Origin of the sequence: Streptomyces sp. NPDC049837 (assembly GCF_040674455.1) — a bacterium.
Lineage (GTDB): Bacteria > Actinomycetota > Actinomycetes > Streptomycetales > Streptomycetaceae > Streptomyces.
This window is the reverse complement of the sequence record NZ_JBFAMP010000011.1, coordinates 206,833-229,722: the sequence shown is the minus strand read 5'-3', so window position 1 is coordinate 229,722 and position 22,890 is coordinate 206,833. Positions and strand designations below refer to the sequence as shown.

General features: G+C 73.9%; 20 protein-coding genes and 1 tRNA gene. 6 read left to right on the top strand and 15 right to left on the bottom strand.

Annotation, left to right across the window (positions count from 1 at the left end; translation table 11 throughout):
* Positions 1–38: 38 nt before the first annotated feature.
* Together AB0J57_RS27810 and AB0J57_RS27805 are read right to left on the bottom strand one after the other, a co-directional pair.
* Positions 39–1,631, bottom strand: coding sequence for a TROVE domain-containing protein (locus AB0J57_RS27810; protein WP_366131065.1), 1,593 nt, complete (start codon positions 1,629–1,631; stop codon positions 39–41).
* A gap of 259 nt (positions 1,632–1,890) precedes the next feature.
* Positions 1,891–1,960 (bottom strand) — tRNA-Asn (locus AB0J57_RS27805).
* Positions 1,961–2,070: 110 nt separating this feature from the next.
* On the opposite strand from AB0J57_RS27805, the gene AB0J57_RS27800 reads away from it, so the two are divergent.
* The 4 genes from AB0J57_RS27800 to AB0J57_RS27785 all read left to right on the top strand — a co-directional run bounded on the left by AB0J57_RS27800 (position 2,071) and on the right by AB0J57_RS27785 (position 4,751).
* The gene (locus tag AB0J57_RS27800) at positions 2,071–2,361 is read left to right on the top strand and encodes a hypothetical protein (RefSeq protein ID WP_366131064.1); all 291 of its coding nucleotides are present in this window, start codon (positions 2,071–2,073) and stop codon (positions 2,359–2,361) included.
* Positions 2,358–3,446, top strand: coding sequence for an ADP-ribosylglycohydrolase family protein (locus tag AB0J57_RS27795; protein ID WP_366131063.1), 1,089 nt, complete (start codon positions 2,358–2,360; stop codon positions 3,444–3,446). Before AB0J57_RS27800 ends, AB0J57_RS27795 begins: the two co-directional genes overlap by 4 nt.
* Before the next feature lie 4 nt (positions 3,447–3,450).
* A complete protein-coding gene (locus AB0J57_RS27790) occupies positions 3,451–3,942 on the top strand; it encodes an NUDIX hydrolase (protein ID WP_366131062.1) in 492 nt (163 codons plus the stop codon).
* A gap of 83 nt (positions 3,943–4,025) precedes the next feature.
* A complete protein-coding gene (locus AB0J57_RS27785) occupies positions 4,026–4,751 on the top strand; it encodes a Sir2 family NAD-dependent protein deacetylase (RefSeq protein WP_366131061.1) in 726 nt (241 codons plus the stop codon).
* Here AB0J57_RS27785 and AB0J57_RS27780 read toward each other — a convergent pair.
* Entirely contained in the window at positions 4,748–5,257 is a 510-nt protein-coding gene (locus AB0J57_RS27780; RefSeq protein ID WP_366131060.1) for a methylated-DNA--[protein]-cysteine S-methyltransferase, read from the bottom strand. The two genes, AB0J57_RS27785 and AB0J57_RS27780, sit on opposite strands and share 4 nt — an antisense overlap.
* A 27-nt stretch (positions 5,258–5,284) precedes the next feature.
* The gene (locus AB0J57_RS27775) at positions 5,285–6,760 is read right to left on the bottom strand and encodes an AlkA N-terminal domain-containing protein (protein WP_366131059.1); all 1,476 of its coding nucleotides are present in this window, start codon (positions 6,758–6,760) and stop codon (positions 5,285–5,287) included.
* A 172-nt stretch (positions 6,761–6,932) separates the two neighbouring features.
* On the opposite strand from AB0J57_RS27775, the gene AB0J57_RS27770 reads away from it, so the two are divergent.
* Positions 6,933–8,162, top strand: a complete 1,230-nt coding sequence (locus tag AB0J57_RS27770) for a cytochrome P450 (protein WP_366131058.1) — start codon at positions 6,933–6,935, stop codon at positions 8,160–8,162.
* A gap of 97 nt (positions 8,163–8,259) precedes the next feature.
* On the opposite strand, the gene AB0J57_RS27765 is transcribed toward AB0J57_RS27770, so the two are convergent.
* The 8 genes from AB0J57_RS27765 to AB0J57_RS27730 form a co-directional block, all read right to left on the bottom strand.
* Positions 8,260–8,541, bottom strand: coding sequence for a DUF4242 domain-containing protein (locus AB0J57_RS27765; RefSeq protein ID WP_366131057.1), 282 nt, complete (start codon positions 8,539–8,541; stop codon positions 8,260–8,262).
* A gap of 181 nt (positions 8,542–8,722) precedes the next feature.
* Positions 8,723–11,296, bottom strand: coding sequence for an AAA family ATPase (locus AB0J57_RS27760; protein ID WP_366131056.1), 2,574 nt, complete (start codon positions 11,294–11,296; stop codon positions 8,723–8,725).
* A 105-nt stretch (positions 11,297–11,401) separates the two neighbouring features.
* Positions 11,402–11,908, bottom strand: a complete 507-nt coding sequence (locus tag AB0J57_RS27755; RefSeq protein WP_366131055.1) for an O-acetyl-ADP-ribose deacetylase — start codon at positions 11,906–11,908, stop codon at positions 11,402–11,404.
* Positions 11,905–13,326, bottom strand: a complete 1,422-nt coding sequence (locus tag AB0J57_RS27750) for an NAD(P)/FAD-dependent oxidoreductase (RefSeq protein ID WP_366131054.1) — start codon at positions 13,324–13,326, stop codon at positions 11,905–11,907. The genes AB0J57_RS27755 and AB0J57_RS27750 overlap by 4 nt, the downstream gene beginning before the upstream one ends.
* A gap of 66 nt (positions 13,327–13,392) precedes the next feature.
* Complete coding sequence (locus tag AB0J57_RS27745; protein WP_366131053.1) at positions 13,393–14,238, bottom strand: inositol monophosphatase family protein; 846 nt, start codon at positions 14,236–14,238, stop codon at positions 13,393–13,395.
* A 45-nt stretch (positions 14,239–14,283) separates the two neighbouring features.
* A complete protein-coding gene (locus tag AB0J57_RS27740; protein WP_366131052.1) occupies positions 14,284–16,113 on the bottom strand; it encodes a gamma-glutamyltransferase in 1,830 nt (609 codons plus the stop codon).
* 70 nt (positions 16,114–16,183) lie between these two features.
* Entirely contained in the window at positions 16,184–16,993 is an 810-nt protein-coding gene (locus AB0J57_RS27735) for a hypothetical protein (RefSeq protein WP_366131051.1), read from the bottom strand.
* A 225-nt stretch (positions 16,994–17,218) separates the two neighbouring features.
* Positions 17,219–17,590 (bottom strand): hypothetical protein, encoded by a 372-nt coding sequence (locus AB0J57_RS27730; protein ID WP_366131050.1) that lies wholly within the window; start codon positions 17,588–17,590, stop codon positions 17,219–17,221.
* 138 nt (positions 17,591–17,728) lie between these two features.
* On the opposite strand from AB0J57_RS27730, the gene AB0J57_RS27725 reads away from it, so the two are divergent.
* Positions 17,729–18,784 carry a biotin/lipoate A/B protein ligase family protein gene (locus tag AB0J57_RS27725; protein ID WP_366131049.1) on the top strand — a complete coding sequence of 352 codons (1,056 nt, stop codon included), beginning with the start codon at positions 17,729–17,731 and terminating at the stop codon, positions 18,782–18,784.
* Between the two features lie 86 nt (positions 18,785–18,870).
* Here AB0J57_RS27725 and AB0J57_RS27720 read toward each other — a convergent pair whose 3' ends face one another.
* From AB0J57_RS27720 to AB0J57_RS27710, 3 genes are all read right to left on the bottom strand, one after another.
* Entirely contained in the window at positions 18,871–20,268 is a 1,398-nt protein-coding gene (locus AB0J57_RS27720; RefSeq protein WP_366131048.1) for an amidase, read from the bottom strand.
* A 32-nt stretch (positions 20,269–20,300) separates the two neighbouring features.
* The gene (locus AB0J57_RS27715; RefSeq protein ID WP_366131047.1) at positions 20,301–21,806 is read right to left on the bottom strand and encodes an NCS1 family nucleobase:cation symporter-1; all 1,506 of its coding nucleotides are present in this window, start codon (positions 21,804–21,806) and stop codon (positions 20,301–20,303) included.
* A 73-nt stretch (positions 21,807–21,879) separates the two neighbouring features.
* On the bottom strand, positions 21,880–22,881 hold the full coding sequence (locus AB0J57_RS27710) for a TIGR03842 family LLM class F420-dependent oxidoreductase (protein ID WP_366131046.1): 1,002 nt from the start codon (positions 22,879–22,881) through the stop codon (positions 21,880–21,882).
* Positions 22,882–22,890 lie beyond the last annotated feature (9 nt).

Below are 22,890 nucleotides of genomic sequence, written 5' to 3'. Positions count from 1 at the left end.
TCCGCAGGTTCAGACGGTGTGCCACCCCCGTCCGCTGGTCAGCGGGCCCACGGCCAGTCCGCCGCCCGCCCGGACTCCAGCAGCGGGACCATCCGGAACGCCGCGTCCGTGAGGCCGCCGAACGTGTGCCGGGTGCCGTTCCCGGAGGGCGCGTGGCCCGGCCGGTAGCCCGCGAGGTTCCAGGTGTAGACGGGCACCTGGGGCGGGACCTGCCCCGCCGGGTCGCCGTAGTGGCTGTAGGAGGCCTGCTCGTCGGTGACGATGAGCACCCGGTCGTGGCCGCGGTAGTGCGCGCGTACCGCCTCGGTGGTGTTGGTGCCGCCCAGGCTGTGGAAGCGGTCCAGGACCTTCAGGACGGACTCGCCCGCGCGGTACGGCACGGGCGCGCTGCTCGTACCGAACTCGACCAGGTCGGCGTGGGCGGCCCGCAGGGCCACCGCCGCGCCGAAGACGGCCGCCGCGTCGGCGCGGTTCAGCTCCGAGCGGGCGGAGAGCGGTGCCCACATGGAGCCGGAGCGGTCGACCAGGACCAGGGTCCGGCCGGGCAGCGCCGGGACGTTGGCCAGCGAGTGGCCGAGCGCCTGTTCCAGCGGGTACGACCAGCGCAGCGAGGGCGCGTGCTGGTACGCGGCCAGGTAGCGGAACGGGAACTGGCGGGAGGCCGCGACCGCCTCCGGGTCGGAGATCCTCTCCGCGACCCGGGCGGCGGTCTCGTCGCTCACGCGCGCCCGGTCGAAGTTCCGCAGATTGCGCAGCAGGGCCATCGCGCCCATGGACGGGATGACGGCCTCCCAGGCGGCCGCGTCCAGCGGTCCCTGGAGCCAGCCGGCCAGGGCCTCCCAGGTCATGCCCGCCTCAGCCAGCCGCGCCGCCCCGCCCGGGCCGGTGACCACGGCACGCCGCTCGGCGACCGGCAGCTCCATCAGCGCCCGGTGGGCGGTGAGCATCCGGTTCGAGGCGGGCGGCAGCGCCGTCTCGGGGTGGTGGCGGCGGTCGAGGGCGTACTGGAACAGCTCGCCCTGCCAGGGCTGCTTCGCCGGGTCGGGGGCGGCGTGCACCAGGTTCAGGACGTCGCCGAAACGGTAGCCCTTGGCCGCCGTGTCGTACTTGAGCAGCGACCGGGCGGTGTAGAGGCGCCGGACGGCGTCCGCGATGCCGCGCTTCACGGGCTTGGGCACATTGCGCCCGTACCGGGACGTCCAGTAGCCGAGCAGCTCGCCGGGCTCGTCGGCCCGCTGGAGGACGGAGGCGACGACGTGGCGGCCCGTGGGCCCCTCGGTGGCGGAGGCCTCCAGGCGGGCCTTGACGTACTCGGCGGCGCCGACGATCGAGGCGGTCCGCATCTGGGCCTCGGTGCGCAGCCAGCGCAGCAGGCCGGCGGTCCACTCGGGGTCCTCGACGGCGAGCCGGCGCACGAGTGCGGCGAACCGGTCGTCGCGGTCGCCGCCGGACTCGTAGAAGGTCGTCTGCGTGACGAAGTTGGCGACGGCGAGCAGGAACAGCTCGGAGCGCGGGTCGCGCAGCACACCGGCGCCGCCCTGGTGGGTGGTGGTGCGGGCGGTGGACCGTACGGGCGAGACCGCGCGGCCGGCGGCCGCTCCGGCGGACCGGCGGGTGTTGAAACGTGCCATGTGAATTCCCCCCGAATTCGGTGGGAAAGCCCGGCGGAAGGGTGCCCATCACTACGGCGGCTCTTTCCGCGGGAAGTGTGCGAACCGGGCCCCCCGTCCGCCGCGCCTCCCGAGATCAAGGTGGCAGCGGCGTGGTTTTCTGTGGAAAGAAGTAGCCGCGGCCCGCGCACCGGGAGGTGCGTGACGTGCAAATGTCCAGAGTTCAAGGCCGGCGGAACCGACAAGGTGCTCTGCCGACTGAGCTACACCGGCCCGAAGCCGGTGACGGGACTCGAACCCGCGACCGCCCCATTAACAGTGGAAGTAGGTCCTGCCTTCGCACCTGGACGTCGACGACTCTAGGGAGGCAATTGCCCGGGCGCCACGGATTATTCGACGGACGCGGACCTCCCCCGTCGCCCGGGTCGCGCGCGTGGGCCATTCGTGTGACGCTGCCATCATGACGTGGGCATCGTGGACGACGACCAACGTGTACACGGGTCATGGCGGGGTTCGGACCGACGAGCTCGGAATCGTCACGGGGAATCTCACCGTGCACACCACCTGGGCGGGCGGCGAGGCACAGGTCGCCGTCCAGTACGGCGGGGCGACCGACTGGTTCACCATGACGGGCAGCCCCGTGCCGTGCCGTTCGGAGAAGGACAGCAGGGACCTGCACGAGGCCGTGGTGGAGGCTGTACGGGAAGGTGGCGGAGCCGTCGTGCCGTCCCCGTCCCTGCCGTCTCCGTGACCGGGGCCGTGCGGGAGGGGGCCGCCGGACGGACGGCCCCGGGCCTGCCGGACCGGGTGCTGGGCGGGTGGTCGGGGCGCATCGCCGGGAACATGCTCGGCAAACCGGTCGAGCGCGGCGACTACTGGACACGCGACCGGATCGACCGCTACCTGCGGGCCACCGGCGCCCTCCCGCTGACCGACTACCTGCCCGAGCCGCCGCCGGGCGGGGAAGCGGCCGGTTTCGAGCTGCGGCCGGAGTGGCGGGAGTGCGTACGCGGACGGATCCGGGGCAGTTGCCGGGACGACGACGTCGATTACGCGATCCTGGCGCTGCACCTCCTGGAGACGTACGGGTTCGCCTTCACCACCGAGCAGGTCGGCGAGGTGTGGCTGTTGCGCCTGCCCTACCTCCAGACGTTCACCGCCGAGCGGGCCGCGTACCGGAACCTCGCGAACGGCCTCAAGCCTCCGCTGACCGCCACCTACGACAACCCCTGCCAGGAGTGGATCGGCGCCCTCATCCGCGCCGACGTGTTCGGCTGGACCTCCCCCGGCGACCCCGTCCGCGCCGCCTCCCTGGCCCGCCGTGACGCGGTCCTGTCCCACACCGGCAACGGCGTGTACGCCGCGATGTGGGCGGCCGCCCTGGTCGCGGCGGCCTTCACGGCGCCCGGCCCGCGCGCCGCCGTCGAAGCGGCGCTGGAGCGTATCCCCGCGAGCTGCCGGCTGGCCCGTGTGGTCCGGCACGTGGTGGCGCTGCACGACGCGGGCGTGACGTGGTCCGACGCGCTGACCGAGGCGGAGCGCGAGACGGCCGGGCTGCACTGGATCCACGCCGTCCCGAACGCCGCCGTCATCACGGCCGGGCTGCTGTACGGGGGCGGGGACTTCACCCGCACGATCACCCTGACGGTCCGCGGCGGCCTGGACACCGACTCCAACGGCGCCACCGCCGGGTCGGTCGCGGGCGTGCTGTGCGGGGCGTCCGGCATCCCGCGCCACTGGACGGATCCGCTCCAGGACCGGGTGCGCAGCGCGGTGTTCGGCTTCGACGGCGTACGGATCGGTGAGCTGGCCGAGCGGACCCTCGCACTAGGCTGACGCTGTGACGACCACTGATTACGCCACGTACATCGCCGGGCTCCCCCGCGTCCTGGCCGGCGCCGCGGCGCTCTTCCGCGACGGCGAGGGCCGGATCCTGCTGGTGGAGCCCAACTACCGGGAGGGCTGGGCGCTGCCCGGCGGCACCATCGAGTCGGACACCGGGGAGACCCCGAGGCAGGCGGCCCGCCGGGAGACGCTGGAGGAGATCGGCCTGGACGTGGAGCTGGGCCCACTGCTGGCGGTGGACTGGGTGCACGGGACGGCGCGTCCGCCGATCGTGGCGTACGTGTACGACGGCGGCGTGCTGAGCGGGGCGCAGTTCCGGGCGATCCGGCTCCAGGAGGACGAGCTGATCTCCTGGAAACTCGTCGAGCGCGAGGACCTGCCGACGTATCTGCTCGGCTCCCTCGGCTTCCGTGTGACGTCCGCCCTGGACGCCCTGGCGGCCGGCCGGGGCGCCCTGGAACTGGAGAACGGCCGCCCGGTGCGGTGAGCGGCCGATGAGCGGCCGAAGGGCGCGCGGGTGCCGGTCAATTCGTTCGCGGGTGCCGCGAAACGCTGCGTAACCTCGGCCGCATGACTCTCGTCGCGTTCCTCAGCGGTGCCGGCATCTCCACGGACTCCGGCATTCCCGACTACCGGGGTCCGGGCGGCCTGTGGCGGCGCGACCCTGAGGCCGAGAAGCTGGTCACGTACGACTACTACATGGCCGACCCGGAGATCCGGCGCCGGTCCTGGCGCATGCGCCGCGACAGCGCGGCGCTGCGGGCCGAGCCGAACGCCGCGCACCGGGCGATCGCCGAGCTGGAGCGGACCCCGGGCTTCGCGGTGCGTGTGATCACGCAGAACGTGGACGGGCTGCACCAGCTCGCCGGGATGCCGCCGCGCAAGGTGCTCGAACTGCACGGCACCGCGCGGGCGGTGGTGTGCACGGCGTGTCACGCGCGCTCGTCGATGGAGGAGGCGCTGGCCCGGGTCGAGGCGGGCGAGGAGGACCCGGCGTGCGAGGCGTGCGGCGGGATCCTGAAGTCGGCGACGGTGATGTTCGGCCAGCGGCTGGACCCGGTGGTGCTGGGCGAGGCGATGAGCATCGCCAAGGCCGCCGAGGTGTTCATCGCGGTCGGCTCGACGCTCCAGGTGCAGCCCGCCGCGTCGCTCGCCGGGATCGCGGCGGAGCACGGGGCGCGGCTGATCATCGTGAACGCCGAGCCCACGCCGTACGACGAGCTGGCCGAGGAGGTCGTGCGCGAGCCGATCGGCACGGCGCTGCCGGCGCTGCTGAAGCGGCTCCAGCGGCTCTAGAAGAGCGCGTCCTCGGCCGGGGCGCCGCCGGCGAGGGCGCCTTCGAAGGCGAGCAGGCGCCGCTTGCGGTCCAGGCCGCCGCCGTAGCCCGTGAGGCCGCCGCTCGCGCCGATGACGCGGTGGCACGGGACGATGATGCCGACCGGGTTCTTGCCGTTGGCGAGGCCGACGGCGCGGGAGGCGCCGGGCTTGCCGAGGACCTCGGCGAGTTCGCCGTACGAGCGGGTCTCGCCGTACGGGATCGTCCGCAGCAGCTCCCAGACACCGCGCTGGAACGGCGTACCGGCGAGGTCGAGGGGCAGGTCGAACTCGGTGAGTTCGCGGGCGTGGTAGGCGTCGAGCTGGTGGATCACCTCGGCGAAGGGGCGCGGGTCCGGGTCGCCGAAGGTCTCCTCCGGCGGGCGGTGGCGCTGGCCGGTCATGTAGAGGCCGCTGAGGACGCCGTCGGTGGCGACGAGGGTGAGCGGGCCGTAGGGGCTGTCGGTGACGGTGTGCTGACGGATCATCAGTGAGCCTTTTCGGAAGGAGCCTTCTTACGCGGGCAGGTGGTTGATGGGGTGGCTGTCGGTCGCCCACAGGTACTGGACGGCGTACGCGCGCCACGGCCGCCACGCGGCGGCGCGGGCCGTCAGGGCGGCGGGGGTGGCGGGCAGGCCGAGGCCGGCGGCGGCGCGCCGGACGCCGAGGTCGGTGGCGAGGAACGCGTCGGGGTCGCCGAGGGCGCGCATGGCGATCACCTCGACCGTCCAGGGGCCGAACCCGGGCAGCCCGGCGAGGTGTACGCGGGCCTCGTCCCAGTCGCTGTCCGGGCCGAGCCGGAGCGAGCCGTCGGCGAGGGCGCCGACCAGCGTGGTGAGCGTGGTGCGGCGGCTGCGGGGCAGGGCGAGCGCCGCCGGGTCGAGCGCGGCGAGCGCCTCGGGGGCGGGGAAGAGGTGGGTGAGCCCGCCGCCGGGGTCGTCGACGGGCGTGCCGTGCGCGGTGACCAGGCGGGCCGCGTGGGTGCGGGCGGCGGCGGTGGACACCTGCTGGCCGAGGACCGCGCGTACGGCGAACTCGGCGGCGTCCACGGTGCGCGGGACGCGCCGGCCGGGCGCCTTGTCGACCAGGGGCGCGAGGAGCGGGTCGGTGCGGAGCTGGTCGTCGACCGCGACCGGGTCGGCGTCCAGGTCGAGCATCCAGCGGCAGCGGCTGATGGCGAGGGTGAGGTCGCGCGGGTCGGTGAGGGAGAGGCGGCAGGCGATGTGGTCGGGGTGCGGGGTGAGCGCCACGATGCCGTGGCCGTGCGGAAGGGTGAGCGTGCGCCGGTAGGCACCGTCGCGCCACTCCTCCACTCCGGGGACGGCGGTCGCGGCCAGGTGGCCGAAGAGGTTGTCGGGGTTGAGGGGTGCCCGGTACGGCAGCCGGAGCGCGATGACGCCGGGAGTGGGCGTCACCCGCTTGTGGTCACGGGCGGCGCGGGTGCGCAGTTCGCCCGGGGCGAGGGCGAAGACCTCGCGGACGGTGTCGTTGAAGGTGCGCACGGAGGCGAATCCGGCGGCGAAGGCGACGTCCGCCATGGGCAGGCCGGTCGTCTCGATGAGGAGGCGCGCGGTCTGGGCGCGCTGGGCGCGGGCCAGGGCGAGCGGTCCGGCGCCCAGTTCGGCGCGGAGCTGGCGCTCGATCTGGCGGGTCGAGTAGCCGAGGCGGGCGGCCAGGCCCGGTACGCCCTCGCGGTCGACGATGCCGTCCCGGATGAGGCGCATGGCGCGGGCGACGGTGTCGGCGCGGGCGTTCCACTCCGGCGAGCCGGGGCTGGTGTCGGGCCGGCACCGCTTGCAGGCGCGGTAACCGGCCTGCTGGCAGGCGGCGGCGCTCGGGTAGAACACCATGTTCGCGGGCTTCGGGGGCACGACCGGGCAACTGGGCCGGCAGTAGATGCGGGTGGTCAGGACGGCGGTGAAGAACCATCCGTCGAAGCGGGCGTCCTTCGACTGGACCGCCCTCACGCAGCGCTCGGTGTCGGTGTGCATGGCTCAAGCATCGGGGACGGGGGCCGGTGGCCGCTGGCGAGAAAACGACATCAACCTCGCGCTGCCAGCGGTGCGCCGGTGCCCGGTGCCGGTGGCCTCACGCACCCTTGTCACGGCGTGAGATCATCCCGTCACGGCACGTCGCGATCGACGACACCTCAGGGGATGCATGATGACCGAGCGGACGACCGGGCGGATCCTTCTCGACCCCCGCACGCCGGACCACCGGGGGCAGGCGGAGGAGTTGCGCCGGCGGGGTCCGGTGGCCGCGGCCGAGTGGCCGGGCGGGGTCCACTGCTGGGCGGTCACCGGCCACGCCGAGCTGGAGACGGTGCTGACCGATCCCCGGTTCGCCCGCTCCCCCGCGCGCTGGCGGGCCCTGCGGGAGGGCGAGGTGCCGCCGGACTGGCCGATGCTGGCGCACCTCACCCGGCGGTGGATGCTGACGGCCGACGGCACGGATCACCGGCGGCTGCGGCAGGCGGTGGCGGCGGCGTTCACGCCCCGCAGGGTCGAGGGGCTCACGCCCGCGATCACGCGGACCGTCGGCGCGCTGCTGGACGCGGTCGCGGCGGCGGTGGTGCACGGTCCGGTCGACCTCCGGTCGGCCTACGCGCTGCCGCTTCCGCTGCGTACGCTCTGCGACCTGTTCGGAATCCCGGCCGGGGAACAGCCGGACGTCGTGGCGCTGGTGGGCCGGGCGTTCGCGCGGTCGACGCTCACCGCGGCGGAGTCGGCCCGGCTGACCCGCGACATCAACGCGTACCTGGCCGGCCTGGTCAGGAGCAGGGCGGCGGCGCCCGGCGACGACCTCGTGACCGACCTGCTGCGCGGCGGCGCCGACCGCCTGTCGGAGACGGAACTCCTGGACATGCTGTGGCTGTTCCTGGGCGCGGGGTTCGAAACCACGGCCGGGGCCCTGGTCAACACGGCGCACGCGCTGCTCGCGCACCCCGAGGAGCTGCGCCTGGCGCTGAGCGGCCGGGTCGGCTGGGACGCGGTCGTGGAGGAGGGCATCCGCTACGACTCGAGCGTGTACGCCCTGCCGTTCGCGTTCCCCACCGAGGACCTGGAGCTGGGCGGCCGGCCGCTGCGCGAGGGGGACGCGCTGCTGCTGTGCTTCGCGGCGGCCAACCGGGACCCGCGCCGGGGCCCGGCCGGCCGGTTCGAGACGCGGCGGGACGGTGAGCGCCCACGGCACCTGGGCTTCGGGCACGGGCCGCACTTCTGCGTGGGCGCCCCGCTCGCCCGCCTCCAACTGCGCATCGCCCTGCGTGCGTTGTTCGAGCGGTTCCCGGACCTCCGCCTCGCGGGCCCGCCCGGCCCGCCGGTGCCCTCGCTCATCGCCAGCACGCCCAGCACGCTGTACGTCACCGGGCGGGGCGGGGCAGCTCATCAGTAGCTCATGCACAGGTCGTTGTCCGGGGCACGGCGCCGGCCACGGCCGTGCGCCAGGCGGTTCCGGCTCCGGACCGGCGCGCCCGGGCGCTGCGGTCGTTCTAGGACGCCGTCGGATACGCGTGCGGGTCCAGGACGGTGATCAGATGGATCACCTCCACGGGAAGTCCGGCCCGTCGGGCCGCCTTGCGGACCGCCTCGGGGCCGGCCGCCTCGCACAGGCAGTAGACCCGGTGGTCGTCCTCGGTCACGTAACTGTGCAACCAGACCACCTCGGTTCCGCTGTTGGCCTCGATGATGGCCTTCACCGGCCTTCCGGCCAGGTAGTCGGCGATTCCCTTGCGGAAATAGTGTTCGACCAGATAGCGGGGCATCGGACGCATCCCATCGTCGGTCGTCGGTCACGTGGATCTCGCCTGTGGAATCACGCTAGAGCCGGGCCCGGGGCGCGAGCATCGGGCGGCGCACCCCAGCTTTGACCCGGACGACCCCAGATACGCCCCGTCACGGCCGGTGGCTCCTCGCGAGCGCCGTCCGACGGCTCGGGGCAGGCCTACGACGGGACTACGAGTCGAGCTTGTGGAGCGCCTCGGCCCGGCTGTGGACTCCGAGCTTGCGCAGGATCGCGGTGACGTGGTGGCCGGCGGTCTTGGGCGTGATGAACAGCCGGGCGGCGATGTCCGGCCCGGACAGCCCCTCCCTCAGCAGGTCGACGATCTCCTGCTCGCGGACGGTCAGGCCGTACTGATGGGCCCGTGTGGCCGCGCGGGGACCGCGGGTGCCCATCCGGACCCCCAGCTCCTTCAGCCGGGCACGGCCACGGGCGACGGCGGCCCGGGCGCCGAGGGCGTCGAAGCCGGCCACCGCCTCGGCCACCGCTTCCGGGTCGCCCGCCAGTCGGGCCAGCGCCGCGTCGTACGGGCAGCCGAGCCGCTGCCATGCGGCGGCCGCGGCGGCCCAGTCGCCGGCCAGTTCCTGCGCGAAGGGCCCCATGGCCGACCCGGCAGGTGGCCGCCCTCCGGCCAACCGGATCCAGCGGGCGCAGGCGCCGGCCGCCCAGGGATCGTGGTCCTGGCCCGGCGGGGGCAGCCCGCGGGTGGCCTCGGCCATCGCCGCCTCGTCGTCGCCCGCCAGCCAGGCCGCTTCGGCCCGGGCCTCCCACACCGGCCCCATCCGGACCAGGTCGCTCGGTTCGCCGAGGGTAGCGGCCTCGTCGAGCAGCGGGCGGACCTCGGGGTCTCCGCGCCGGGCACGGACGAGGGCGAGCGCGAGCAGGGGGAAGATCCGGCTCACGGGCGGCAGCGACCTGAGCGGCAGCACCGCCGCGGCCTCCTCCGCCGCCTCGTCCCACGCCCCCTGGTGGACCAGCCCCATCGCCCGGGCGCCTCGGAGGTAGTCGAGGAACATGTCGAGGTCGTAGTCCCGGCAGAAGGCCACCGCCCGCCGGTCGTAGTCCCGCGCCCGGTCGAAGTCGCGGTGGACCATGGCGACCGCCGAGATGACCGGGCCGAACATCCCGGCGTGCTCGACCAGGCGCCGTGCCGCGGCCTGCTGCCAGACGTCCTCCAGTTCCTCCCACCCCCGGTCGTGACGGAGCACGGTGGCGATCGCGGCGTGGAACCGCGCGCGCAGGACCAGACCCACGTCGCCGATGTGCCGGCCCGCCTCGATGGCCCGTTCCGCGTGGGCGGCCGTCGTCGCCACGTCGCAGTCGAAGCTCGCCTGCTCGGCCACGTTGAGGTGGGCCCGGCCGAGCTCCAGCGTCGGGCCGCCCCGCTCCAGCAGCCGGACCGCCTCGATCCCGCGTTCGCGCGCCTCCTGGTTCCGGCCGAGCAGCCAGAGCATGTACGAGGACCAGCGGAGGTCGTCCCCCTCGTGCGGTACGTCGTTCATCGCGTGCCGGAGGTGACCCGCCGCCTCCCACGACTCGATGGCGTCCGGGACCAGACCGGTCATGTAGGAGGCGAAGGCGTGTCCCTCCAGCAGCGTCGCCCGCCGGTCCTCCGGGGCGGCGCCGGCGTGGCGCAGCGCCCGGGCGAACTGGGCTGCCGCCTCACGGTGGGCCGCCAGCCCCGACGCGTGCGCCGCGGCGGCGGGTGCGTACTCCAGGACCGCCTCCGCGTCGCCCGCCTCGTCGGCGTGGTAGGCCAGGCGGGACGGGTTCGGTGCCGGACCGGTGGCGGACGCCCGCAGCGCGGCCAGGACCAGCCCGTGGAGCCGTCGGCGACGGATACCGGGGATGGCGTCCAGGACGGCGGCCCTGACCAGTTCGTGGCGGAACGCCAGCCGGGTCCCGTCCGCCTCCAGCACGCCGGCGGCGAGCACCTCGTCGACCGCGCTCTCCGCGTCCGCCACGAGGGCGCCGAGCAGGTCGATCGGCGCGCTGGGCCCGGCCACGGCCGCCGCCTCCACGACGTCGCGCGCGTGCGGGCGCAGCCTGGCCAGCCGGCCGATCACGGCTTCCCGGACCGTCGTGGGGATGCCGGGTTCCGGGGCGGCCAGCACCTCGGTGACGAAGAACGGGTTGCCCCCGGTGATCGCGTGCAGCGCGACCGGATCGTGCGGCGCCCCGGCGGCCATCCGGGCGACGGCGGTGCGGCTCAGCGGCTCCAGGTCGTACCGGGCCAGTGCCGGGCAGCCGGTCAGGTCGCCGAGGACGACGGCCAGCGGGTGCAGCGGGCCGACCTCGTCGTCGCGGTAGGTGACCAGCAGCATCGCCCGTGTCGTCTCGATCCGCCGGGCCACGAAGCGGAGCAGGTCGAAGGTGGCGCCGTCGGCCCAGTGGACGTCCTCGCAGACCAGCAGCGTGGCGTCGGGTGCCTGCCGCAAGGTGTGCAGCAGCGACCGGAAGACGGCCGGACCGCCGGCGCCGGCGGCCAGCGCCTCCTCCACCTCCGGACCCAGTTCGGCGGCCACGTCGGCCAGCGGACCCAGCGGGCGGGGCGTGCTGAGCGGGTCGCAGTAGCCGATGAGCACCCGCGCCCGCCCGCGCGCCCGCTCGGCGAGAGCCCCTACCACCGCCGTCTTGCCGATGCCCGCCTCGCCACGGAGCAGAACCACCCGCCCCCGGCCGTCCACCGCCTCGCCGAGGTGCTCGTCCAGCGCCTTCAGGACGCCGGCCCGCTCCAGCAGCTCCATAGGTGACGGCGTACCACGACAGGCCGGGGCGAATCGTCACCCCTCACCCTGTCGCCGTCACTCGGCGTGCGTGCGCTCAGCGTGCGCTCGGCCTGAGTGCGACGCTCAGCGGGCGTGCTCGGCGAACGCCTCGTACGCCGGGTCGTCGAAGAGGACGAACCGGACCTCCTCCACGGAGGTCTTCGTCGCCCGTACGGTCTCCACGGCAATACGGGCGGCGTCCTCGACGGGCCAGCGGTAGACGCCCGTCGAGATGGCGGGGAACGCGACCGTGCGGGCGCCCAGTTCGTCGGCGACGCGCAGGGCTTCGCGGTGGCAGGAGGCGAGGAGCTCGGAGCGGTCCTCGTCCCGGGAGTGGACGGGGCCGACGGTGTGGATCACCCAGCGGGCGTTCAGGCGGCCGGCGGTGGTGGCGACGGCCTGGCCGGTGGGCAGGCCGCGGCCGTAGGAGGAGGCGCGCAGTGCGCGGCACTCGGCGAGGATGTCCGGGCCGCCCTTGCGGTGGATGGCGCCGTCGACGCCTCCGCCGCCGAGGAGGGAGGAGTTCGCGGCGTTGACGATGGCGTCGGCGTGCTGCTCGGTGATGTCGCCGCGTACGAGGGTGATCTTCACCGTCGGGCCTTTCGGAGGTGGCGCCAGACCGCCTTCGCCGCGTTGTGCCCGGACATGCCGTGGACGCCGGGGCCCGGCGGGGTGGCGGAGGAGCAGAGGAAGACGGCCGGGTGCGGGGTGTTGTACGGGAAGAGGGAGAGCCGGGGGCGCAGCAGCAGTTGGAGGCCACTGGCGGCGCCGCAGGCGATGTCGCCGCCCACGTAGTTGGCGTTGCGCGCCGCCAGTTGGGGTGGGCCGGCGGTGGCGCGGGCGAGCACGAGGTCGCGGAAGCCGGGGGCGAACCGCTCGATCTGCCGCTCGATCGCCTCGGTGAGGTCGCCCTCCCAGGCGTGCGGGACGTGGCCGTAGGCCCAGAAGACGTGCTTGCCCTCGGGCGCCCGGGACGGGTCGACCAGGCTGGGCTGGGCGGTGATCAGGAACGGGGTGCGGGGGGCCGTGCCGCCGGACGCCTGGTTCAGGGCGGTGCCGATCTCGCGGCTGCTGGGGCCGACTTGGACGGTGCCGGCGCGGCGGGCCTCGGCGGCGGTCCAGGGGACGGAGCCGTCCAGGGCGTAGTCGATCTTGTAGACGGAGGCGCCGTAGCGGTAGCGGTCGTAGAACCGGCCGAAGCCGGCGATGCGGGCCAGCGCGGTCGGTGAGGTGTCGAAGACGTACGCGCGGGCGGGCGGCAGGTCGTCGAGCCGCTTGACCTCGTAGGAGGTGTGGACGGCGCCGCCCAGGTCCTTGATGTACGCGGCCAGGGCGTCGGAGATCGACTGGGAGCCGCCGCGCGGGAGCGGCCAGCCGCCGGCGTGGGCGGCGAGCGCGAAGACGAGCCCGATCGCGCTGGTGGCCAGGCCACCGAGCGGGGCGATGACATGGGCGACGAGCCCGGCGAACAGGGCCCGGGCACGGTCGTCGCGGAACCGGCGCATCAGCCACGTGGAGGGCGGCAGGCCGTCGATCCCGAAGCGGGCGAGGGTGACCGGATCGCGCGGGAGGGCGGTCAGCGGCAGGGACATGAAGTCGCGGGCGAGGGTGTCCCACCTGCCGAGGTACGGCTCCACGAGACGGCGGTACGTGCCCGCGTCCCGGGGGCCGAAGGAGGCCGCCGTCTCGGAGACGGAACGGGACAGCACGGCGGCCGTGCCGTCGTCGAAGGGGTGCGCCATGGGCAGCTCGGCGTGCAGCCACTCAAGGCCGTACCGGTCGAGCGGCATGCCCTTGAAGGCGGGCGATCCGACGCCCAGCGGGTGTACGGCGGAACACGGGTCGTGCCGGAACCCGGGCAGCGTGAGCTCCTCGGTCCTGGCTCCGCCGCCGACCGTGTCGAGGGCCTCGAACACGGCGACGGAGAATCCGCGGCGCGCCAGTTCGGCGGCGGCGGTCAGTCCGTTGGGCCCCGCCCCCACGACGACGGCATCGAGCATCGACGGCACCTTGGGACTCCTTCGTCAGCCGATGGCCAAGGTATCTCAGGATATTGGGCCGGTGGGCGGCTCGGGCTACCGGGCGGTCAGCAGGGTGCGTATCCGGTCGGCCGTGGCCCGGTCGCGGGCGGCGGTGAACGGCAGCGCGTTGGCGCCCGTGACGCGGAACGGGGCGCCCGTCAGGGTGGTGTGGGCGCCGCCCGCCTCCTCGACCAGGAGCAGGCCCGCGGCGTGGTCCCAGGCGTACTCCCAGGAGAAGGCGACGGCGTCCAGCTCGCCCCGGGCCACCGCCAGGTACTCCAGGCCGGCCGAGCCGCACGGGCGGGTGTGGACGCCCTCGGTGTCCAGGCCCAGGAGCGCGGCCTTCTGCTCGGCGGTGGTGTAGTCGGGGTGGGACGTGGCGACCTCCAGCACCGCGCCGGGTGCGGGCGCCCCGGACCGTATCCGCGTGCCGTTCAGCCACGCGCCGCGCCCGCGCACCGCCACGGCCATCTCCTCCAGCGCCGGGGCGTACGTCCAGGACGCCAGGAGCTCACCGCGCAGCGCCAGCGCGACGAGCGTGCAGAACCCCGGGTCGCCGTGCGCGAAGTGCCAGGTGCCGTCGACCGGGTCGACGATCCACACCGGCGCGTCGCCCTTCAGCGCCTCGTACACCGCCGGGTCGGCGTGGACGGACTCCTCGCCGACCACGACGGAGCCCGGCAGCAACTCGGTGAGCGAGGCGGTCAGGTGGGCCTCGGCGGCGCGGTCGGCGACCGTCACGAGGTCGTGCGGGCCGCTCTTCTCGACGACCTCGTGCGTGGCGAGCTGCCGCCAGCGCGGCGCGATCTCGGCGGCGGCCGCCTTGCGCACCGCCTCCTCGACCGCGGAGGACGCCGCGGCGGACAGGGACCCGGAACCGTCGAGAAGCTCATCGATCATGCGTCCAGCTAAGCACGGCCCACTGACAACGTGGCCCTCGGCGGTTCAGCGGCCCACCGCGTACCCCTGCATGCCGCGCGGGTTCGCCGCCGCCGACAGGATCCCGGTGCGCGGGTCGCGGGCCACCGCGCACAGCCGCCCTTCGGACCAGGGGCCGCCGACCGTGACGTCGTGGCCCCGGCGGCGAAGCTCGTCGACGACGGCCGGGTCCGTGCGGGACTCGACGGTGAGCCCGCCGGGCCGCATGCCGCGCGGGTGGAAGGAGCCGGGGAAGCCGTCGTTGTGCCAGTTGGGCGCGTCGATCGCGGCCTGGAGGTCCAGTCCGCCGTGGGTGACGGCGAGGAAGAAGTGGAACTGCCACTGGTCCTGGTGGTCGCCGCCCGGCGTGCCGAACGCCATGACGGGCACTCCGTCGCGCAGCGCCAGGGACGGCGAGAGCGTGGTGCGGGGGCGGCGGCCGGGCGTCAGGGAGTTGGGCAGGCCGGGGTCCAGCCAGGCCATCTGGAGCCGGGTGCCGAGCGGGAAGCCGAGTTCGGGCACCACGGGGTTGGACTGGAGCCAGCCGCCGCTGGGCGTGGCGGCGACCATGTTGCCCCACCGGTCGACGACGTCGATGTGACAGGTGTCGCCCCGGGTGGTGCCGTCGGGGCGGACGGTCGGCTCGTCGGCACACAGGGCCTCACCGGCGACGGTCGGCTCACCGGCGCCGGCGGCGGGCGGGACCGCCGGTGCGCCCGGCCCTGGCCACCCGGCGGCGACGGCGGCGGCATGGGCGCTCAGGCGGGGCGTACGGCCGCCGGGGCTGCCGGGGCGCAGCTCGTAGGAGGCCTTGTCGCCGACGAGCGCGCGCCGCTCGGCGTTGTACGGGGCGGACAGCAGGGTGTCGAGCGGGACGTCGGCGGCGTCCCCGTACCAGGCCTCGCGGTCGGCCATGGCGAGCTTGCAGCCCTCGACGAGCAGGTGCACGTAGCCGGCGGAGCCGTACGGGGGCAGGCGGTCCGGCAGGAGGGCCAGTTGCTGGAGGAACACGGGGCCCTGGCTCCAGCCGCCCGCCTTGCAGACGGTCCAGCCGTTCCAGTCGTACGTGACGGGGTCCTCGTACGTCGCCGACCAGCCCGCCAGGTCGGCGGCGGTGAGGGTGCCGGTGTGGCGGGCGCCGCTGGTGTCCATGGTGGGGCGCCCGGCCTGTCGCAGGAGCGCCTCGGCGATGAAGCCGGTGCGCCAGATGCGGCGGGCCTCCTCGATCTGGCCGGTCCGGTCGTCGCCTGCGGCGGTGACCGACTCGTCGATGAGACGGCGCCACGTCCGGGCGAGGGCGGGGTTGCGGAAGAGGCGCCCCGGGGCGGGTGGTTCGCCGCCGGGGAGGTAGACGGCGGCGGAGGAGGTCCACTCGTTCTCGAACAGGGCGCGTACGGTCTCCACGGTGTCGCCGACCCGCTCCACGGGCGCGTGCCCGGCTTCCGCGTACTCGATGGCGTACCGCAGCACCTGGGCGAGGGACTTGGTGCCGTGGTCGCGCAGCAGCAGCATCCACGCGTCGAACGCGCCGGGCACGGCGGCGGCGAGCGGCCCGGTGCCGGGCACCAGGCCGAGCCCGAGCGAGCGGTAGTGCTCGATGGTCGCGCCGGCCGGTGCGGGGCCCTGGCCGCACAGGACCCGCACCTCGCCGCCGGCGGGCGCGAGGAGGACCGGCACCTCACCGGCGGGTCCGTTGAGGTGCGGCTCCACGACGTGCAGGACGAACCCGGCGGCGACGGCGGCGTCGAAGGCGTTGCCGCCGTCCTCCAGGACGGCCATGGCCGACTGGGAGGCGAGCCAGTGCGTGGAGGACACCATGCCGAAGGTGCCCCGGAGGGTCGGTCTGGTGGTGAACATACGGCCCGTCACCTCACTGTCCGTACGCGGCGGTTCGCGTGATCGGCGAGCAGGCTATCGGCGGCCGGGGTCAGCCGAGGCAGAGACCGACCAGGCACACCTCCGCCGGTGAGCCCGGCTCGTCCGCCGGGGCGCCCGGCAGGAGGTTCGTGAGCGATGTGCCCTGGGGCGCGGCGTCTTCGGAGGGAGCGGGCGCGGGCGCCTCCGTGGCCGGTGCCGGTGCCGGGGCGGGTGCCTGGGGCGCGGACGCGGCCGGGGCGTCGGGGGCGGTCCCGGTGCCGGTGTCAGGGGCGGCGTCGGGGCCGCCGCCGGTTCTTGCGGCCGGTTCCTGTGCCGTCCGTGGGGTCGCGCTCCACGTCGCCCGTGCCGGGACCGTGGTGGCGGCGTCGTGCTGCCGGCCGGTGGCGGCCGAGCCGGGCGTGGCGGCGGTCGGGGCCTGCTCCCGCCCGTCGGCGTGTCGCGAGGGCGGGGTGTCCGGCTGGGCGGGCGACGAGTCGCCGGTCGCCGTCCTGGCCGTGGGTGTGGGCGCGGTCACGGGATCGGGCGGCGGCGCCGCGTGCGTGTGGCCGGCGGACGGCCTGGAGCTGGGCAGGGCGGCGATGGTGAGGCCGCCACCGACGATGGCGATGGCCGTCGCTGCGACGGCGCGGCGACGGTGCTTCTTCCACCGCGCCAGTTGCCTGCGCCGTGCCGCGCGGCCCTGTCCCGTCTCCGCGGCACCCTGCAAGCCGCCGGACGCGCCGGACGTGCCGGATTCGGACACGTCCGCCGTCGCGTCGTCGGACACCTCCAGCGTCGTGGCGGTGGACGCGACGGCGCTGTGGAGGCGGGGGGCGGTCGGGGCTATGTCGGGGGCGTAGGCGCCGCAACCCGGACACACGAATGCCCCATTGAGATTCCGGCGGCACGCGGAGCAATAGTCCATCGGCGGTCTTTCCGTCTTTCTGTGGGCACGTTCGCACGCGGTATCGGAGCAGCCTGCAACGCTAACGGCGCCCGTCGAAGGTGGTGCGCAGCCTTTGTGATGCCGATGCGAAGATCTGGCGGTGAGACCCGGAAAGCCCGGGCCTCACCGGCGTACGGGGACAACTCGGCCTGAATTCGGTCAGATACGACGCACCCGTGCGGCGATGCCATGCCCGAGCAGCAGGTAGATCGCGGCCGGCAGGCCGTAATTGAGGAGAACGCGCAGACCCTCGGTCTCCATGGTGAAGATGTCCTGTGACCAGCCCGCCAGCCAGTCGGCCACATCGTGCACAAAGCTGACGAAGACGTTCACCTGGTTGGCGTCGAGCAGGTACAGCAGGATCCAGAGGACCAGAAATCCTGCGGCAATGTCCGCAATCGTGTGGATGGCCAAGGCCGCCCGATTCGCCCCGGCGCCGTCGCTATTGCGTCGCGGCGCATGGACGTTCGCGTTCTGGTCATACGGGCTGTAGGGGTCGTTCACGGGCACGGATTCACGGGGATTGTTCATGCCCTGGCTGCTTGCCTCACCCGTGCGCGCGAAACGCCTTTCAAACCTGCTATTCGATATCGATTTCCGGCCCTCGCTGCCCTCGCGTTCCGGGCATAGGCTGACATGACTGCCGGTTCTGGGATGGGAGACGGGGACGTGCACGGCGAATACAAGGTTCCTGGTGGCAAGCTCGTGGTCGTCGATCTCGACGCGGAGGACGGGGTACTGCGCCGCGTGAGGGTCGGCGGGGATTTCTTCCTGGAGCCCGACGAGGCGCTGCTCGCCATCGACCGGGCACTGGAGGGCGCGCCCGTCGACACCGACGCGTCGGGGCTCGCCGCCCGGATCGACGCGGCGCTGCCGCCCGGGACGCAGATGTTCGGGCTGACCACGGAGGGGATCGGGGTCGCGGTACGACGGGCCCTGGCCCACGCCACCGACTGGACCGACTACGACTGGCAGCTCATCCACGACGGGGCTCAGCCGCCCGCCCTGCACATGGCGCTCGACGAGGTCCTCACGGCCGAGGTGGCCGCCGGGCGCCGGCCGCCGACGCTGCGGGTGTGGGAGTGGGGCGCGCCGGCCGTGGTGATCGGCAGCTTCCAGTCGCTGCGCAACGAGGTGGACGCGGAGGCGGCCGAGCGGCACGGCATCACCGTCGTACGGCGGATCAGTGGCGGCGGCGCCATGTTCATCGAGCCCGGCAACACCATCACGTACTCGCTCTCCGTGCCGGACGCGCTGGTGCAGGGCCTGTCGTTCACGGACAGCTACGCCTATCTCGACGACTGGGTGCTGGGCGCGCTCGGCGACATGGGCATCAAGGCGTGGTACCAGCCGCTCAACGACATCGCCACGGAGGCGGGGAAGATCGCCGGGGCGGCGCAGAAGCGGCTGGCCGGCGGGGAGGGGGCCGTCCTGCACCACGTGACGATGGCGTACGACATCGACGCCGACAAGATGACGGACGTGCTGCGCATCGGCCGGGAGAAGCTCTCCGACAAGGGGACGAGGAGCGCGAAGAAGCGGGTGGACCCGTTGCGCCGCCAGACGGGCCTGCCGCGCGGGACGGTGATCGAGAAGATGATCGGCTCGTTCCGCGAGCGGTACGGCCTGTCCGAGGGCGCGGTCACGGACGAGGAGATGGCACGCGCGCGTGAGCTGGCCCAGTCGAAGTTCAGCTCCCCGGAGTGGACGGCACGGGTGCCGTAGGGCGGCGCAGCCGCCACCCACACCACCGCCGTACCGCTACGGGAGCTGGTGGCGCCAGGGCCGGCGTTTCCCCGTAGCCCTCACTCCTACCGGTGATCACCCGGCGGCGTCCGCTCGTGCCATTTCCGGTCGGCCTCCAGTTGGGCGGCCAGGGAGATCAGCCGTTCCTCGCTGCCTGCCGGGCCGAGGAGTTGGGCGCCGACCGGGAGGGCGTCGGGGGTGAAGCCGGCGGGGACGTTGACGCCCGGCCAGCCGAGGACGTTCCAGGGCCAGGCGTAGGGGCAGGCGGCGGCCATGGTGAGGTCGGTGCGCCAGGCGGGGAGGGCGTCGAAGGTGCCGATACGGGGCGGGGGCGCAGCCGTCGTGGGGGTGAGGAGGACGTCGTAGGTGTCGAAGAGGGCGCCGATCCGGCGGTGCTGGTGGGCCTCGCGGGCGCGGGCGGCGCGCAGGACGCGGCCGGCGAGGCGGCGGCCGGTGCGCGTGGCGCTGCGGGTGCGCGGGTCCAGGAGGGAGGGGTCGGGGTGGCGGTCGGCGTAGGCGGCGATGCCGGCGGTGGCGCGGGGCAGGAAGCTCAGGCCGATCAGGCCGTAGCGCGGCCGGGCCTCCTCGACGGTGTGGCCGAGGCGGGCCAGGGCCTCGGCGAGGTCGGTGACGGCACGGCGTATGCCGGGGTGGAGCGGGTTGTGCGTGGCGGTGAACGCGGAGCGCCAGGCCAGGGCGATACGGAGCCGGCCGGGTTCGCGGCGGGCGGCGGCGGAGGCGTCGATGGGGGCGGGGTGGTGCCGCTCGGACGGGTGCGGTCCGGAGGCCGCGTCGAGGAGGAGGGCCGCGTCGGCGACCGTACGGGCGAGGGGGCCGTTGACGGTGAGCCCCTCGAAGCAGTCGGTGTACGGGTGGACGGAGACCCGGCCGCGCTGCGGTTTGATGCCGACCAGGTGGGTCCAGGCGGCCGGGATGCGGATGGAGCCCGCGCCGTCGGAGCCGAGGGCGGCGGGGACGAGCCCGGCGGCGACGGCGGCGGCCGAGCCACCGGAGGAGCCGCCGGGCGTGTGGTCGGTGTTCCAGGGGTTGCGGGTGGCGCCGAAGGCGGGGCCCTCGGTGAACGGCCACTGGCCCAGCTCGCACGAGTTGGTCTTGCCGACGACGACGGCTCCGGCGGCCCGCAGCCGGCGCACCGCCTCCCCGTCGGCCGTCGCGGGCGGTATGTCGCCGGCGCAGCCGAAGCGGGTGGGCAGCCCTGCCACATCGGTGTCGTCCTTGACGGCGACCGGCACGCCCAGCAGGGGCAGCCTCTCCCCCGCCGCGAGACGGCGGTCGGCGTCCTCGGCCTCGGCGAGCGCGGCTTCGGCCCGTACGCAGCGGAAGGCGTTCAGCGTGCCCTGGGTGGCCTCGATGCGTTCGAGTGAGGCCAGCACCAGGGACGCGGAGGTGACCTGACCGGCCGTCAGGGCGTCGCGCATGGACGTGATTCCGTCGAAGGGCATGGACGGCAGGCTACTGGAGGGTAAGTACGCTGTCAGGGGGTCGCCGACCGCGTTTTCGGCCCCATCAGCACCACGTACAGCACCAGCGACGCCGCCAGCCCGACCGCCCACCCGTAGTCGGCGAGCGGCTTGAGCAGCGGGATCAGCCCGTCCTCCGGGAACGGCCCCTTCCCCGGCGCCGAGTGCGAGCCGCCCACCGCGAGCACACCGCCGACGGCGAACGCCGCGACCGCCGCCGGGTTCCAGCCGCGCACGTACCAGTAGCGGCCGCCCGGCCGGTACAGGTCGGGGAGGTCGAGGACGGTGCGGCGGACGATCCAGTAGTCGGCGATGAGGATGCCCGCCACCGTGCCGAGCATGCCGCCCACCAGGCCCAGCCAGGTGAAGATGTACAGCTCGGGCGTCTCGGTCAGTTTCCACGGCATGATCAGCACCCCGACCACGCCGGTGATCAGCGCGCCCGTACGGAAGTTGATCAGCTTGGGGGCGAGGTTGGCGAGGTCGTACGCGGGTGAGACGACGTTCGCCGCGATGTTGACCGAGATCGTCGCGACGAGCACCGTCACCAGCGCGAACAGCAGCCCGAAGACGTTGTCCGTGCGCGCCGCGAGCGCCACCGGGTCCCAGACGGCCGCCCCGTACACCACCTGCGAGCCGGACGTCACGAAGACGGACAGCAGCGCGAACAGCGTCATGGTGGTGGGCAAGCCGAGGGTCTGGCCCCAGATCTGGGCGCGCTGCCCGGCGCCGAAGCGGGTGAAGTCCGGGATGTTCAGCGACAAGGTCGCCCAGAAGGCGATCATGCCCATGAGGGAGGGGAAGAAGACCGGCCAGAAGTCGGCACCCCACCCGAGGGCCGACGGCTGGTCCAGCAGCGGCCCGAACCCGCCCGCCTTGGCCGTGATCCACGCCAGCAGCACCAGCGCGCCGACGATGACGAAGGGCGCCGCCCAGTTCTCGAACCGGCGCAGCGCCTCCATGCCCCGGTAGATGATGGCCAGTTCGAGTGCCCAGAAGAGCACGAAGCACAGCCACAGCGTCCACGGCTGGCCGCCGACCCGCGCCGCCTCCGCCCATCCACCGCCGAAGAGCTTGGCGCCCAGGACGAAGATGCCCTGGCCGCCGATCCACGTCTGGATGCCGAACCACGCGCACGCCACCCCGGCCCGGATCAGCGCCGGCAGGTTCGCCCCGCGCAGCCCGAACGACGCCCGCGCCAGCACCGGGAAGGGGATGCCATACTTGGGGCCGGCGTGACCGGTCAGCAGCATCGGTACGAGGACGATGACGTTGGCCAGCGCGATCGTGAAGACGGCCTGCTTCCAGTCCATACCGAGGGCCACGAGCCCCGAAGCGAGCATCCAGGACGGGATGTTGTGGGCCATGCCGACCCACAGGGCGGCGAAGTTGTACGTGGTCCAGCGGCGTCGCTCGACCGGTACGGGCAGCAGGTCGTCGTTCACGAACCGGCTGTCGGCGGGGATGTCGTGTGACGACAGGTCGACGCGTATCGGGACGGTTTCGGGCGTGGAGGTCATGGCGGCGGAACCCTTCGTTCGGAACGGGGAACGAGGCCGTGCGGGGCGTGGGGGGTTCGCGTCCGATGCGCGTCTACGCGGTCAGCGCGGGAATGATCTCGGAGCCGTACGCGTCGATCGTCGCTTCCTTCGCGTCGTGCATGTCGTACACCGCGAACTGGTCGACGCCCAGGTCCCGGAGCGCCTTCAGTTTGGCGATGTGGGCGGCCGGCGGGCCGAGCACGCAGAAGCGGTCGACGATCTCGTCGGGGACGAAGTCGGTGGACGGGTTCCCGGCGCGGCCGTGGTGGCTGTAGTCGTAGCCCTCGCGGGCCTTGATGTAGTCGGTGAGGGCCTCGGGCACCAGCCCGGAGTGCTCGCCGTACCGGGTCACCAGGTCCGCCACGTGGTTGCCGACCATGCCGCCGAACCAGCGGCACTGGTCGCGGGCGTGCTCCAGGTCGTCACCGACGTACGCGGGCGCGGCGACGCAGATGGTCACCGAGGACGGGTCGCGGCCCGCCTCCTCGGCCGCCTTCCGCACCGCTTTGATCATCCACTCGGTCAGGAACGGGTCGGCGAGCTGGAGGATGAACCCGTCCGCCTTCTGCCCGGCGAGCGCGAGCGCCTTCGGCCCGTACGCCGCCATCCACACGGGCAGTTTGCCGTTCCGCACCCAGGGAATGCGCAGCGGCTGCCCGTCGACGACCGCCTCCCGGCCCTCCGCCAGGTCGCGGATGACCTCGATGGCCTCGCCGAGGCGGGCGAGGGTGTTGGGTTTGCGGCCGGCGACGCGCATCGCGGAGTCGCCGCGCCCGATGCCGCACACGGTGCGGTTGCCGTACATGTCGTTGAGGGTGGCGAAGGTGGAGGCGGTGACCTCCCAGGTCCTGGTCCCCGGGTTGGTGACCATCGGGCCGACGATCAGCTTCCGGGTGTGTTCCAGGATCCGGCTGTAGATGACGAACGGTTCCTGCCAGAGCACGGCGGAGTCGAAGGTCCAGCCGTAGCGGAAGCCGTTGCGTTCGGCGCGCCGCATCAGGCCGACGACGGCGGAGCCGGGTGGGTCGGTCTGGAGAACGAGTCCGAAGTCCACTCTCGTCGC